Annotated in this window: 11 protein-coding genes; 10 read left to right on the top strand and 1 reads right to left on the bottom strand. The window is 53.5% G+C overall.

All coding sequences use genetic code 11. From position 1 onward, the window contains the following. The first annotated feature begins 18 nt into the window (after positions 1 to 18). The 8 genes from FE845_RS00390 (at position 19) to FE845_RS00355 (ending at position 9060) form a co-directional block, all read left to right on the top strand. Positions 19 to 861 carry an AAA family ATPase gene (locus FE845_RS00390; protein WP_200360722.1) on the top strand — a complete coding sequence of 281 codons (843 nt, stop codon included), beginning with the start codon at positions 19 to 21 and terminating at the stop codon, positions 859 to 861. Between the two features lie 22 nt (positions 862 to 883). Next, a complete protein-coding gene (locus FE845_RS00385) occupies positions 884 to 2062 on the top strand; it encodes a vWA domain-containing protein (protein ID WP_200360720.1) in 1179 nt (392 codons plus the stop codon). 153 nt (positions 2063 to 2215) lie between these two features. Further along, positions 2216 to 2776 (top strand): hypothetical protein, encoded by a 561-nt coding sequence (locus FE845_RS00380; RefSeq protein WP_227713971.1) that lies wholly within the window; start codon positions 2216 to 2218, stop codon positions 2774 to 2776. A 6-nt stretch (positions 2777 to 2782) separates the two neighbouring features. Beyond that, entirely contained in the window at positions 2783 to 4297 is a 1515-nt protein-coding gene (locus FE845_RS00375; protein ID WP_200360718.1) for a hypothetical protein, read from the top strand. Next, positions 4294 to 7116 (top strand): tetratricopeptide repeat protein, encoded by a 2823-nt coding sequence (locus FE845_RS00370; protein ID WP_200360716.1) that lies wholly within the window; start codon positions 4294 to 4296, stop codon positions 7114 to 7116. Before FE845_RS00375 ends, FE845_RS00370 begins: the two co-directional genes overlap by 4 nt. Next, positions 7103 to 7633, top strand: a complete 531-nt coding sequence (locus tag FE845_RS00365) for a tetratricopeptide repeat protein (protein ID WP_227713970.1) — start codon at positions 7103 to 7105, stop codon at positions 7631 to 7633. Before FE845_RS00370 ends, FE845_RS00365 begins: the two co-directional genes overlap by 14 nt. Next, entirely contained in the window at positions 7634 to 8023 is a 390-nt protein-coding gene (locus FE845_RS00360; protein WP_200360714.1) for a hypothetical protein, read from the top strand. Further along, complete coding sequence (locus tag FE845_RS00355) at positions 8020 to 9060, top strand: AgmX/PglI C-terminal domain-containing protein (RefSeq protein WP_227713969.1); 1041 nt, start codon at positions 8020 to 8022, stop codon at positions 9058 to 9060. Before FE845_RS00360 ends, FE845_RS00355 begins: the two co-directional genes overlap by 4 nt. Positions 9061 to 9081: 21 nt before the next feature. Here the strand turns inward: FE845_RS00355 and FE845_RS00350 are convergent, their stop codons facing one another. Beyond that, positions 9082 to 9567 carry a MaoC/PaaZ C-terminal domain-containing protein gene (locus FE845_RS00350; RefSeq protein WP_200360713.1) on the bottom strand — a complete coding sequence of 162 codons (486 nt, stop codon included), beginning with the start codon at positions 9565 to 9567 and terminating at the stop codon, positions 9082 to 9084. A 187-nt stretch (positions 9568 to 9754) separates the two neighbouring features. Here FE845_RS00350 and FE845_RS00345 point away from each other — a divergent pair, with 187 nt between their 5' ends. Both FE845_RS00345 and hrpA read left to right on the top strand, forming a co-directional pair. Continuing rightward, entirely contained in the window at positions 9755 to 11431 is a 1677-nt protein-coding gene (locus FE845_RS00345; protein WP_200360711.1) for an AMP-binding protein, read from the top strand. Between the two features lie 56 nt (positions 11432 to 11487). Further along, positions 11488 to 15351 (top strand): ATP-dependent RNA helicase HrpA, encoded by a 3864-nt coding sequence (gene hrpA / locus FE845_RS00340; protein ID WP_200361829.1) that lies wholly within the window; start codon positions 11488 to 11490, stop codon positions 15349 to 15351. The last annotated feature ends 33 nt before the right edge of the window (positions 15352 to 15384 follow it).

The raw sequence follows: 15384 nt of genomic DNA, 5'->3' as shown, positions 1-15384 counted from the left end.
CCAATAGGAATCCTACACATGAAGTTTACCGGTACCGATAAATACGTAGCCACCGATGACCTGCAAATGGCCGTAAATGCGGCTGTCACGCTGCAACGCCCACTGTTGATCAAAGGCGAGCCCGGTACCGGCAAAACCTTGCTGGCCGAGGAAATGGCGAGTGCTCTTGGCATGCGTTTGATTCCTTGGCATATCAAATCCACCACAAAGGCACAGCAAGGCTTGTACGAGTACGATGCGGTATCCCGTTTGCGGGATTCCCAGCTGGGCGACGAGAAAGTTAAAGATATCAGCAACTACATTATTAAGGGCAAGTTGTGGGAGGCTTTTGAAGCCGAAGAGCAGGTGGTGCTGCTGATTGATGAAATCGACAAGGCCGACATCGAATTCCCTAACGATCTGCTGCTGGAGCTGGATCGCATGGAATTCTACGTTTACGAGACCCAGCAGTTGGTGAAAGCGAAAAACCGACCCATCATAGTCATCACCAGTAACAACGAAAAAGAGCTGCCGGATGCCTTCCTGCGTCGCTGCTTCTTCCACTACATCAGCTTCCCGGACCACGACACCATGAAGAGCATCGTGGATGTCCACTTCCCGGGCATTCAGCAGCAGGTGGTGAAAGATGCGCTGGAAGTGTTTTTTGATGTGCGCAAAGTGCCGGGCCTAAAGAAAAAGCCTTCCACGTCTGAGTTGATTGACTGGTTAAAGCTTCTGATGGCAGACGAGCTCACAGCAAAGATGCTTCAGGAGAAAGATACCAGTTCGGCGCTGCCGCCTTTGTACGGCGCTCTGGTAAAGAATGAGCAGGATGTCCACTTACTGCAAAAACTGGCGTTTATGGCTCGCCGTCGCGGCTGAAATTCGGCAAGAGTGCGGTTTTATGTTGATTGATTTTTTTCTCGAAGTGCGGCGGGCCAAAGTGCCTGCCAGCCTGCGCGAATTCCTCGATCTGTTGGAAGCGCTGCAACAGCGCCTCGCCTTTGCGGATATGGAAGAGTTCTATTATTTGGCGCGAGTGTGTCTGGTAAAAGACGAGCGCCACTTCGATAAGTTTGATCTGGCCTTCAAATCCTATTTTGAAGGCATTGAGCATCTGGACCAGATGCTGGAAGCCTTGATTCCCGACGAGTGGCTTCGGGCAGAGTTTGAGAAGAACCTGACCGAGGAAGAAAAAGCCAAGATCGATTCCCTAGGTGGCCTCGAAGAGCTGATTGAAACCTTCAAAAAACGCATGGAAGAGCAAAAAGAACGCCATGCGGGCGGAAACAAGTGGATAGGCACCGGCGGAACATCACCGTTTGGTGCGGATGGCTACAACCCCGAAGGTTTCCGTATCGGCCAGAAAAAAGGTCGCCATGGCCGCGCAGTTAAGGTTTGGGAGAAGCGCGAGTTCAAAGATCTGGACGATAGCGTCACTCTTGGCATTCGGAATATTAAGGTTGCCCTGCGGCGATTGCGTAAGTTTGCCCGCCAGGGTGCGGCTGACAAGTTGGATTTGGATGACACTATCCGTTCAACAGCCCGCAATGCAGGTTATCTAGACCTGAAAATGGTTCCCGAGCGCCATAATGCCGTCAAAGTTCTGATCTTCTTTGATGTGGGTGGTTCCATGGACCCCCACGTGCGAGTCTGCGAAGAATTGTTCTCGGCCGCACGTATGGAATTTAAGCACATGGAGTACTTCTACTTTCATAACTTCGTGTATGAGAGTGTGTGGAAGAGCAACATCCGGCGCATGAACGAAACGACCAGCACTTGGGATATCCTCCATAAGTACTCGCCGGACTACAAAGTGATTTTCGTAGGCGATGCCACCATGGCGCCCTATGAAATTTCCCATGCGGGCGGTTCTATTGAACACTGGAACCAAGAAGCTGGTGCCACCTGGTTTCAGCGTATCAGCGATCACTTCCGCAAGGTTGTCTGGATCAATCCGCTACCGGAAGGGTATTGGGGAACGGGTGGCTCCTTAGGGATGACCAGACAGTTGGTGAAAGACCATATGTATCCGCTCACAGTGGAAGGTCTGGAATCAGCCATGAAACACCTGAGCAAGTAGCAAAACGCCGATGCCAACGGGCATCGGCTAAACCTGCCACATCAAACCCGAGCTTCGGGTTTCCGATTTGGTGATCTGGATACCGTTCTTGAGTGTTACCAAGTGTTACTCTTCCTGCCAGCTTGAAACAGAGACGGCAGGAGCAGGAGGCTTATGTTTGGCCTAGATAAAACACAAGGTTACCGGGGCGGCAAACGAGTGAGATTCGTTTCAGTAGTAGGCTTTGGCCTGATGGCTGCGCTATTGGTTGCTGCTGGTTCAGTGTTCGCATCCGCCCTTGACGACGAAATTGCCGCGCTAAAAGCCGAGGTTTCCGCCCATTCAAGCGATGTACACGAGCTTGAGCAAAAAGTGCTTCACCCGGTTGACACCCGACTGGCTATTTTCCTGACGCTTGCCAGCCCTGATGGTCTCGATCTAGACTCGGTGGAGCTGTTTGTTGACGGAACACCTGTCGCTGCCCACCACTACAGTCTCCGTGAGAGCGGTTCGCTAGAACAGGGCGGAATCCAACAGCTTTTCACAGGCAATCTGGCCAGCGGCTCCCACGAACTGAAGGCGATCATTACCGCCAGAGCCGCTAACGATCGTTTCGTGCGACGTGAGTCTTCACATCGCTTTCAAAAACGCCCGGGCGCCCTTCGTTTGCAGATGGCCCTTGAAGCCAAGGCACCTGATTTCGAACCCCGCGTTTCTTTTGTTGAGTGGAAGTAGCCGGTCATGAGGTTGTCCTTGCTGAGCTACATCCTGTTTCCTGTGTGTGTGTCGGGTTTGTTACTGACCTCCGCCCACGCAGCCCAGCCCACGCCGTCAGCGCTTGAAGCGGGCCTTGAGCAGTTCGCTCAGGCAAAGACCCGTTGGTATTCGAACGGCCATTCCGACATTACTCGCAAATCAAAGCAGCAGAAGCTCTACGAGGGTGCTGAAGCCGCCCGCGCCAGCGGAGATGCTGAAAGGGCAGGCAAGATCCTGGCAACTATGGCTGAGGGGTACTGGTCTGCTGTTGGGTACCTTAATCTTTCCGGAGACTATGCGCGCAATGATCTAAATCCGTCGCGGGCTTTGGTCGCTCTGCGCGTGGCTTTGGCTATGGCCGACAAGGATACGCACGCCGGGCGAAAATCAGCTTTGCGTAGCCGTATCCTGTTGCGTGCCGGTTACCTTGCCTACACAAATTCAGAGTATGAGAAAGCGATTGGATTTCTCGAAAAAATTCCGCTTGATAGCCATAGAACACCCCAAGCACTTTACTTTCATGGTTTAGTACTAGCGGAAGAAGGTAATTACCGCGCCGCAATGCAGAGCTGGCATCGTGCGAAAAAATACCCTCTCGCGTACCCCGGTGTTGCAGATGCTTGGCTAGGAATGGCGCGCGGCTATGATCTTGCCGGCTACCTCGGCCAAGCAGGCGAGGCCTACCTCACGGCTAACGCAACCTACGAAGGCGAGAGGGCCACCTTGCGCATGCTGGCCAGCCAGATTGAACAGCAGGGCGCCTACAAGGCGCTTGTTCTAGATGCGCGGGATCAAAGCTATGGTACAGCAGCCCGCGGGAGTTCCAGCAATTCTGGTTTTGGTAGCCCCAAGGTTGAGTGGTTTCTGGCCGATAGCCGCACACTCGCCCAGCCCCGTGTGGCCTATTTACTGAGTTTTATGGAGCAACCAATCGCACAGCAGGCCGTTGGTCGGGTGGCCGAGTTGGCTGCAATGGCAAGCCAGTTAGAGCGCAACGCGCATGACCTCGGTATTTTTATTGCTGCCATGCAGGATCAGCTCAAATCCAAGGATGTCGATCGCGAAGCTGCAGTACAAGTAGACCGGTTGACGACTCAAAACAAACGTCTGCAAGGCCGCTTGAATGGGCTTATGGACCGGCTGGATACAGCTCGGTTAAGTCCAGACCAGATCTCACAATTTAGAATCCTGAAGACGACTCTTTCTGATGCTGGCCAGCGGCTTGAGAAATTCCAAAGCAGATCCGCACTCCGGTCCGACAACCTGAACCAACTGCTCGCCGATGCGCGTAGGTTACGTAAACAGTCGCTCCAGTATCTTGATTCAGTTAAAGCTTTGCGCGCTCAGGCGGAAACGTCGCTGGATCGCTTGGCACTGGATTTTGTGGCCACCCAAGATCAAAAAATGGTGTTAGCTCTGGATAAAACCGAGCAGAGAATTGCGTATCTGTATGAGTATCTGGCTTTGAAGGAACTTGATTCCGGGGAGCTGGAGCGATGAAAAGTCTGCGTGTTTTACTATTACCTCTCAGCTTGTTTTGTAGCGCCTCTTTTGGGCAGGAGTCGTTTAGCGTAGAGCTGGGGCAAGACGGCGAAACCATCGCAGATATGCGCCCCGTATTCCTTAAGTTTGAATCCCGGCCGCTTCCTGCTATCTCTCCAGCAGAAGTTGCCAGACGCTATCAGAGGCTGTTCAACAAAGCCGATGAGCCCAGTGTGCGCGTTGATGCGCTGAACCGCCTCGCCAATATCCGTGATCGCTCCGGTCAAGACATAGGGCTTCCCCCGGAGGAAGAAACGGACATGTACCGGCAGGTTATTGAAAGCTACGAGACCATTCTAGAGCGTGGCGGATACAGCGGCCCCATGGACGAGCTGTTGTATCAAATGGCAAAAGCCCATGCCTTAATTGGCCAGAACGAGGCCTCTGTGCAACGCCTTCAACAACTCGTTGGCCAGTACCCCAACTCCCCTCTGGTTGGAGAAGCCAGATTCCGGGTGGCAGAGTCGGCATTTGCTGACGGTCGCTATGTGGAAGCAGAAGCAGAATACAGCACGCTTGTTGATGGCGAAGGCGCAGTTGGCGACCTGAAAAACAAGGCTCGCTACATGCTCGGGTGGTCCCTATTCAAGCAAGGCCCGCAAGCCTGGGAACGTGCGGGCCAAAGGTTCGTTGCAGTGCTGGATGAATCCATTCCAAGCACTTTAAGCCTTAACCAAATTCCTGAATCCAGCGTAGACAGCATTGACGACACCCTTCGTATACTCGCGCTGATGGCCAGCCGCAGAGACGGTGCAGAAACCTTGATGGGTTGGCTGCAACCGGAAGCGTCACGCTCCTGGACACCTTTGGTATTTGACCGCCTAGCCGATTTATACGCAGTGCAAAATAACCCGGAAGCCAGTGTTGCCACCAATCGGGCATTTGTAAGTAACTTCCCAAAACATCCGCAGCGGGCCGGTTTTATGAGCCAGATTGTGGATGTGTGGAGTGCTGCTGGCAGGCCGGTAAAGGCAAGAGACGCTATGGCTGACTACGTTGCGCTGTTTAACGATCAGGCGGAGTACGCAGGGTTAGACGATGGTTACCGCACAAAGTGGCGCAAGTTTAGCCGTTTCCTTGCTGATTTTTATTACACAAAAGGCGATGACGAGAAAGGAAACCGCGTCGAAAACTACCGGGCAGCGGCAACCTATTACGAAGGCTTGGCAAGCCGCAGCGATGCGGGTGGTGAGCTTTATCGGCTTGCTGGTGACGCTTGGCTACAGGCAGCGGCTTATCCGGCTGCGCTTAGGAACTTTCAAGTGGCGGCTTATGAACTGTCGGGTTACGACTTTGCCGCCGATGCCGGGTGGGCAGCTGTTGCTTTGATTCGAGCCGGTGCTAGGGGGGAGGCGGTTTCATCGGAATTCAACCCGGACCTTGCCGATCTTTCTGTTGAGACGGACCGTTTTGTAGCAAAGTACGGCGCCGACAACAGAGCACCAGAGTTGCTGGCTTATTTGGCCAATCGTTGGCTTGAGTCTGGTAATAACGATTTGGCTTTGCAATATGCTGTGCAAGCGGTCGATCATTCAAAGGCAGCGCCAGAAACGCGCTACGCTGGCTGGCTGGTCACGGCTCAAGTGCATCAAAACACAACGGAATACAGTCTTGCCGAGGGTGCCTGGCGTGAGGCTTTGGCTCTGGCCTCCAGCGATTCAGCAACGCCCACTATGGAACAGGAAGCACCGGAGCTGCGCCAGCAACTTGCCACAGCCATTTACAGGCAGGGCGAACAGGCCGCCGAGGCGGGCAAGCCAGCAATTGCTGTGGCACATTTTCAGCGAATTGAAACGGTTCTACCCGGCTCGGAAATCGCAATCAAGGGTCGTTTCGATGCAGCAAACACTTTGCTCAGAGCATCCGATTGGCAGCCTGCAATCAACGAGCTAAACCGCTTCAGAGCCGATTACCCAACCCACGATTTGGCCTCGGATATTGGTGAAAAACTCGTTCTGGCTTATACCTCGTCCAGCCAACCCATCCGGGCGGCCAGAGAGCTGATCGACATTGCTGACAACCAAAGCACACAGTCTGAGTCAACCGCTGGTGATGCTTTGACTTATCGGCTTCGAGCGGCAGAGCTGTTCCATACGGGCGAAGCATTCGATCAGCGAAATGCTGTCTATGCGGATTATCTTGCGAATAGCCCAATCGCAGCAGACGCCGAAGAGCATATTCGCCTGCAAACCATGCGTCACCGGTTAACAGAGTCGGGCACCGACCCCGCGCAATGGCGTGCAAAACTGGTGTCTGCCGAGCTAGAGAGTGACTGGCATTCCACGCAGACGTTGCAGTGGGCTGCTCGAGGCTCGTTGGCCATGGGCGCTGAGGCAGCCGCAGAGTTTGGGGGTGTTGAGTTGAGCATGCCACTTGAGGAATCACTGGCGCGCAAACAGCGTGCCATGCAAAAAGCCCAAACCCATTTCCGCAATGCCGAGTCTCTCGGCGGTGCCGGTGTGCTACCAGAGTCTTTGTTTCGCCGAGCTGAACTTCACCGGATTATGGCTCGGGACCTTATGGCTTCCACTGCGCCAGACGATCTAAATGAGCTAGAGCAGATGCAATACACAATGCTGCTTGAAGAAGAAGCCTATCCGTTTGAAGAGCGTGCAATTGCTCTGCATTCCGAAAACCATCAGGGCATTTCCACCACAGGTTTTAATGTCTGGGTTGAAAAAAGCTTGGACGTTCTGGCTAAGCTGCACCCCGGGCGCTACGATCGCTCGCTGCGCTGGATGAGTGTGTCTGCTGAAGGAGAGAATGATGGTGTCTGACTGCTGTTTCTTTCCTCTTGGTTTATCAAAAGCGTTGCGAGCCTTTTGCCGGTTCGCGGCACTGTGTTTATCGCTTACTCTCGCAACTCTATTGGTCGGCTGTGCGACGCAACCTGTGGAGCCCAAGGTTAAGCCGACGGTAAGTGACCCACAGCAGGCTCTTGTATTTGTTCAGCAAGGCTCTTTGGCCTATGAGCAAGGCGATATTTCCGGCGCAATTGAAGCTTGGCAGCGGGCCGTTGAACTCAACCACAACGACGCCGCAACGCTCAATAATTTGGCTCTCTTGCTGAAACAGAAACACCGTTTTAAAGAGGCGGCTGATCTATTGGAAACCGGAATCAAGCAATCACCGAATGTCGCCGATTTGCATTACAATCTTGCGGTTATTGCCGAGCTCTACTTGTTGGAACTTGATAGGGCTCTTACCCATTACAAGCGCTATCAGGCGCTATCAGCTAATGAAGATAAAAAGGTAACGGGATGGATCGCGGATCTGGAAAGGAGGCTGGACTAAATGATGAACAGGACTTTCTGGTTAGTCTTACGGGATGCCTTTCGTTTTTTCATTGGCTGTTGCCTGACTGTTATTCTCTCCTTAGCGGCTCCTTTTTCATGGGCTGCAACCGAATCCACGAAAGAAGCAGAGGCTGATGACGCCCGCGAAAGTTCAGTGCGCCTTAGCATAGAGGGAATCTCTGCCAGCGTGGGCGAAGACGAGCCGCGGGTGCTGAATATTCTACCCTGGCGTGCGCCCTCTCTACCGCGTCGACCGAGCGCGGAACTGGAAGGCAGTGCTTCCGATCTTGTTCAGCCGTTAGATGCCATTGTGCTCGAACGTCATAGGGTTTTCCGCCAAAGCCTTCGCGGTGCTCATCACGGCCCGCAGCCGGGAGCACGGCGATGACAGCGATGAACGCTAGGCTTGCCAGCGGTAATTTCGATCTGGCTAACGGGCTGGGCAGGGCGGCTGCTTCGTCGTTGTCCTGGAGCCGGGAAGAGGGCGAGCGCCTGCGAATGTTTGTGATCACTGTGCTGGCACTGCTGTTTTTTGTGCCCCTAGCCATTGTGATCCCAACCCTTGATGTTCCAGAGCCTGCCCGGGAACAAGTGGAGAGCCTACCGCCTCAACTCGCCAAATTGCTCGTAGAGCCGAAGCCGGTTGAAAAGCCGGTGCCGGAGCCCATCGCGGAGGTTGTGGAGCCAGAACCGGTCCCCGCTGAGCCGGAACCCGTAAAGCCGGAACCGATTCCGGAGCCTGAGGTATCCAAGCCAACGCCACCTCCACCGGTGCAACCGGTTGAACAAACGCCAAAGCCCGTAAAACAGACCGTAGAGCAGGCGCGGGAGAGGGCGTCCCGTTCCGGACTTTTGAGTATGAGAGATCGCTTGGCCTCCATGCGCCAACCCGCACCCACTGCGGCTCCGGTTATTCAGGCCAATGCCGATAGTGTGGCTGAGTCCGTAAGGGGTGCCAGCTCCAGCGCCCAACAAGCACGTGACGCACTCAAAAGCAGTGGTGGTGTGAAGGATGCGCAGGCACCACGCGCCGAGGTTGCCGTTGCCGGGCACGATGTGAGAAAAGTCGAAGCCGTGGCGCAACCTGAACCCGTTTCCGCAGGCACGACCGCTGGAACCCAAAAGTCGTCAGGCGGCGAGCGCGCAATGAGCAACATTCGTAAGGTGTTCGACTCAAGTAAAACGGCGCTGTATTCGCTTTATCAAAGAGAGTTGCGTAAAGACCCGACTCTGGCGGGCCGGGTAATGCTTGAGTTGGTCATAGAGCCAGACGGTTCTGTGTCTGCATGCAAGGTAGTTAGTTCCGAGCTTGAAAGCCCGGCGCTGGAGCAGAAGATCGCGATGCGCGTGCGTTTGTTCAACTTTGGTGCAGCGAATGTCGAAACCCGGAAAGTAAGATTTCCAATTGATTTCCTTCCGGGCTGAGGTGATCTTTGAACTGCTGGGTTAGCTTGCAATGGTGATTTTAGGAAGGTCTGGCTTATAAGGGCGAGACTTTTCTGTTGGTGCAATCACCTTGGCTTCACCGGTAACAACTTTCTGATTGTTCTGGTTAAGCACATTGCACTGGATTAAAACCCGGTTTTTTGGGGCTTTGCTCAGCACAGTAAGATGAACGGTTACCGTATCACCCAGCTTTACAGGGCGCTTGAAGGAAAGAGTCTGGTCTAAATACACGGTGCCAGGGCCCGGCATAACCATCGCCAAAGCAGCAGAAATTAACGATCCACTCCACATGCCGTGAGCGATCCGCTCCCCGAACATAGAGCCTGCGGCAAACTCCGAATCCAAGTGTACGGGATTAAAGTCGCCTGAGGCGGCGGCGAATAACACCAGCTCGTCCTCTGTGAGCGTTCGTGTGAATGTTGCAGTATCCCCCTCGTTTAGCTCGTCATAGGTAATGTTCACTAGAGTATCAAGGGTGTCGCTCATCAAGTGGTCCATGGCTAAAGTGTGTGGGTTCTGATCTTTTCCAGAAGAGCGCTGAAACTACCTCATCGTTCACAAAACTGCTATTCTCTTCCCACTTTTTTAGGCTGATACTTATGTCGGGTTGATCCATACGTCGCTCGGTGTTTGTAAATCATTATAAATAGAAGCGCCAGATCAGGAGATGGTGATGGATTTCGAGAAGTTCTATCAAGACAAATACCCTGCCAGTGTTCCCCGTGAAGTTGATCTGAACAAATACAGTAGCATGGTGGATGTCTTTGAAACGGCGGTCAAAAAGTACTCAGATCGCCCCGCCTTCAGCGCTGTTGGCGTCACTCTCACTTACGGCGAGCTGGATACCCAAACTCGAAACTTTGCTGCCTGGTTGCAGAATAAAACGGACCTGAAGCCCGGCGACCGTATTGCTGTGCAAATGCCGAACTTAACCCAGTATCCGGTTGTGGTTTTTGGCGCCATGCGCGCAGGCCTGATTGTGGTGAACACCAACCCGCTTTATACCACCCGCGAGATGGAGCACCAGTTTAACGATTCGGGTGCGAAAGCACTGGTAGTGCTGGCGAACATGGCGGAAAACGCTGAAAAAGTTCTGCCTCATACCAGCATTGAGCATGTGATTGTTACTGAAATCGCCGACATGCATTCGCCCATCAAGCGCACGTTGATGAACGCTGTCGTCAAGCACGTGAAGAAGATGGTTCCGCCTTTCAGTCTCCCTCAGGCCCACAAGCTGCCAGCGGTTCTCAGCGCCGGTGCGCGGGAGAAGTTTACGCCCGTAGAGTGCAAGCAGGATGATATAGCTGTGCTTCAGTACACCGGCGGTACAACCGGTGTTGCCAAGGGGGCCATGCTCACCCACGGCAACTTGGTAGCGAACCTGTTGCAGGTTCGCCCAATGATGGAAGACACCGTAGTAGAAGGGCAGGAAATAGTGATTGCGCCCCTACCGCTGTACCACATTTATTCCTTTACTCTGAACTGCGGCATTATGCTTGAGGCCGGTGGCCACAACATTCTGATCCCTAACCCTCGTGATATTCCGGGCTTTGTCAAAGAGTTGCAGAACCGCAAATTCACAGCATTTTTGGGTCTCAATACGCTGTTCGTTGCTCTGTGCAACAACGAAGAGTTTCAGGATCTCGATTTCAGCCACCTCAAGCTCACATCCTCCGGCGGCATGGCCTTAACCAGCGATACCGCAAAAATGTGGGAACGTGTTACCGGTTGCCCAATTTCCGAAGGCTACGGCATGACGGAAACCTCTCCGGTGGTCACCTTCAACCCGCGCAGCGCTATACAGCTGGGTACCATTGGCTTGCCCGTGCCATCAACTCAGGTCAAGACCATTGATGATGACGGCAACGAAACCAAACTTGGCGATCCGGGTGAGCTTTGTGTGAAAGGCCCGCAGGTTATGCGTGGCTACTGGCAGCGCCCGGAAGATACTCGCAAATCGTTTACTGAAGACGGCTACATCCAAACTGGCGACGTTGCCGTAATTCAGGAAGATGGCTACATTCGCATTGTCGATCGCAAAAAAGACATGATCATCGTTTCCGGGTTTAACGTGTTCCCGAACGAGATCGAAGATGTTGTAAGCAGCCACCCGAAAGTGGTCGAGTGTGCAGCAGTGGGTGTTCCCGATGCCAAGAGTGGAGAGGCCGTTAAGGTGTATTTGGTCGCTACCGCTGAAGGTGTTACCGAGAACGAACTGAAAGAGTTCTGCCGCGAGCGACTCACCGCTTATAAAGTGCCTCGTTTCTTTGAATTCCGCGATGAGCTGCCGAAAACCAACGTAGGTAAGATCCTACGGCGTGAGCTGCGCGACGAACCGGGTAATAAGTAATTACATTGACTTCGCAATCTGATGATAGGTTTTCAGTAAAAGCCGCAATAAAGGCGATGACGGAGCAGTTGGATGTCTGCAATCAGCAGGAAGCTGCCCGCATCGCTAAATTGGTTACAAGAACCAAAGGAAAGCCCGGCCAGAAAGATTTAGAAAAGATGGCCAAGTGGCTTGAGCGGGGGCTTGCAAAGGTGCAACAGCGCCAAGCTCTGCACAAGCCGGCTAGCTTTCCTGAAGGCTTGCCGGTTTCTGATCGCGTAGACGATATTCGCGAAGCGATTGAGAACCATCAGGTTGTTATTGTTGCTGGCGAAACCGGCTCCGGTAAAACCACCCAAATACCCAAAATCTGCATGAACATGGGTCGCGGTATTCGCGGCCTGATTGGCCACACACAGCCAAGGCGCATCGCTGCCCGCAGCGTGGCTGCCCGCATTGCCGATGAACTGGGCGAACAGGTTGGCCAGCAAATTGGCTATCAGGTGCGGTTTACGGATAACACCTCCGAGCAATCCCGGGTCAAGGTTATGACCGACGGTATACTGCTGGCTGAAGTCCAGCATGACCGTTTTCTTGACCGTTACGACACGCTGATTATCGATGAGGCTCATGAACGCAGCCTGAACATCGATTTCCTGCTGGGTTACCTCAGGCAATTGCTTCCCAAGCGACCTGATCTCAAAGTGATCATTACCTCCGCTACCATCGAAGTGGATCGCTTTAGCGAGTTCTTTGATAAGGCGCCGGTGCTTGAGGTTAGTGGGCGAACCTTTCCTGTCGATATACGTTATCGCCCGCTCGTGGGTGATGAAGATGACCGTGATCAGGGGTGGAACGATGGCGTGCTGGCTGCTCTGGAGGAAATTGAACAGCACGAACGTAGTGGGAAATTGCCTCCGGGCGATGTGCTGGTGTTTTTGCCCGGTGAGCGGGAAATTCGCAACCTGAGCAAAGTGCTACGCCACGCTGAACTTCTGCATACAGAAGTGTTGCCCCTGTATTCCCGGTTGAGTAATCAGGAACAGAATCGGGTATTCCAGCGCCACCGTGGCCGCCGCATTGTGCTATCAACCAACGTGGCGGAAACGTCGCTCACGGTGCCGGGTATTCGCTACGTTATCGATACCGGTGTAGCGCGAATCAGTCGCTACAGTGTGCGCTCTAAAATACAGCGGCTACCCATCGAACCTGTCTCCCAGGCCAGTGCCAACCAGCGGGCAGGGCGTTGTGGTCGGGTTGCACCGGGTATCTGTTTTCGCCTTTATGATGAAACCGACTTTCTTAATAGGCCGGAGTACACAGACCCGGAAATACTGCGCACCAATTTAGCCTCCGTTATCCTGCAAATGGCCACCTCAGGGCTTGGCGAAATCCGCAACTTCCCGTTCCTGGAAGCGCCGGATAAGCGAATGATCAACGACGGCTACAAGCTGTTGGAAGAACTAAGCGCTGTGGACGGCCAGCGGAGGGTAACCAAGCTTGGGCGCACCATGGCGAAGCTGCCCTTGGACCCGCGCTTGGCCCGAATGCTGGTAACTGCTGCCGACCATGGCAGTTTGGCAGAAACTCTAACCATTATTGCTGGCTTGAGTGTTCAGGATCCGAGAGAGCGACCGCAAGACAAACAGCAGGCTGCTGATCAAGCCCATGCACCGTTCAATGACAAAGAATCCGACTTTGTCACCTTGCTCAACATCTGGAACTTCTACGAAGAGCAAAGGCAGGAGTTGTCCCAGAACCAGCTTAAAAGAGTCTGCCAAAAAAGCTTTCTAAGCTGGATGCGCATGCGCGAATGGCGCGATATTCACCGACAACTCACGCTGATTTGCCGTGATCAGAAGCTGTCGTTCAACAAAGAAGCTGCCTCATACGAAGCCATGCATAAGGCGATTTTGGCCGGGCTGTTGGGTCAGGTGGCGACCAAGGTCGAGAAAAAAGAATATCTGGCCACGCGCAACCGCAAGGTGATGATCTTCCCCGGGTCAAAGGTGTCCAAAACCGGCCCTAAGTGGATTGTAGCTACGGAAATCGTGGAAACCAGCCGCGTGTTCGCCCGTATGGTGGCGGCCATTCAGCCCGAATGGATAGAGCCTTTGGCCGGGCACGTGGTGAAGCGCCATTATTTTGAGCCGCACTGGGAGCAGAAGAGAGCTCAGGTGATGGGGTATGAAAAGATTACCCTCTATGGCCTTGATGTGGTGCCCAAGCGGCCCATCGCCTTCAGCAAAATCGATCCGGTTGAATGCCGCAACCTGTTTATCCGCCATGCGCTGGTGGAAGGTGATTATCGCTCGAAAGCGCCGTTTATAAGCCGCAATCGCGAGATGTTGGTTAGCGTAGAGGACCTAGAGAAGAAAACCCGCCGTCGCGATCTTCTGGTGGACGATGAGGTGCTGGTGAGCTTTTACGATGAGCGCTTACCGGAAGACATTGTTAGTGGCCGCCATTTTGAAACCTGGTGGAAAAGCCTAACCGCCGAAGAACTGCGAAATCTTGAACTGACAGAATCGGATGTGCTCCAGCGGCCGGTTGATGCACAGGCGGCCGATCTTTACCCGGATTTTCTGGAGTGGGAAGGGGTTCGCTATCCGCTTAGCTATGAGTTTGAGCCAACGAGCGAACGCGATGGCGTTACTCTGCAAGTGCCGCTAATGGCGCTGCGCCAGATTCCATCCCGGCGTTTGGAGTGGCTGGTGCCCGGTCTACTCAGGGAAAAGTGCATTGCGCTGGTGAAAGGGCTACCAAAAGCCGTGCGGCGTAACTTTGTGCCTGTGCCGGATTTTGTAGACGCGGCCATAGCCAATCTCCAGCCGTCTAACCAGCCTCTGGCGCTTCAGCTTGGTGAACAACTACGTAAGATGACGGGCGTGCAAATTGACCCCGAAACATGGCCGAAAGATGAGCTTCCCCGACACCTTAGGATGAACCTGAGAGTGCTCGGGGATGGCGGTAAAGTGATTGCCGAAAGCAGGGAGGCAGGCGAGCTTCAGGATCAACTTGAAGGACGAGCCGAGGAGGCTTTGGCATCGGCAACCAGCGAAAGCACGGAGCAGGAGCCCGCTGGCGACTTCACAGATTGGGAATTCGGCGAGATACCGCAACAGGTTCAGACCGAAAAGGGCGGTATGCAAATCACGGTTTACCCGGCGCTGGAAGATCTGGGTAAACGGGTGAAAGAAATTCGCTGCCTTGACCGCCTCACAGCGGAAGACTCAACGCGCAAAGGTATTGCGCGGCTTATCCTGAACCGCTTTGGAAATACGCTGGATGATCTTGAGCGCAAACTCCCGAGATTTAAAAAATCGGCCTTAATGTTTGCGCCTATCGGGCAGGCAAAAGTGCTTCTGGATGACTTGCTCCTTGCTACTGCAATAGAACATTTTTTACAGGACCAGATGCCTTATACCCGTGAGGCTTTCGATGCACTTGTCGACCGGCATAGGGGCGATTTTATACCTGCCCTCGAACAGGCTGACGAGCGGCTTTACCAAGCCATGCTGGGTTATCAGAAAGTTGCCAGACAGCTCAAAGGTAAGATTAATTTGGCTCTGGCAAATAGTATGTCGGACTTAAAGTTTCAGATGCAAAACCTTGTTTATCCGGGTTTTTTGGTCGAAACGCCGTCTCAATGGTTGACCGAATTTGGTCGTTACTTTGAAGCCGCTGAGGTTAGGCTGGAAAAAATGCCCAGAGAAATGGGTCGTGAGCGGGAGTTCCTACACCTTATGGAACCCTTGTGGGCCCGCTATGCAAAAAAGCGGGATGGCCAGCAAAAGCAGGGCGTTCGCGACCCGGAATTGGTTCTTTATCGCTGGATGCTTGAAGAGTTCCGTGTGTCGTTTTTTGCCCAGCAACTGGGAACGGTGATGACGGTGTCTGCCAAGCGCCTCGATAAACAATGGCAGCTAACGAGAGTTTGACCGCGTAGTCTTCGCCTTTGGTAGGGTTTCTGC

The organism is Marinobacter sp. 1-4A (genome assembly GCF_016597725.1).
Classification (GTDB): Bacteria; Pseudomonadota; Gammaproteobacteria; order Pseudomonadales; family Oleiphilaceae; genus Marinobacter.
The sequence above is the reverse complement of the archived record's forward strand: the minus strand, read 5'-3'. Positions and strand labels throughout refer to the sequence as shown.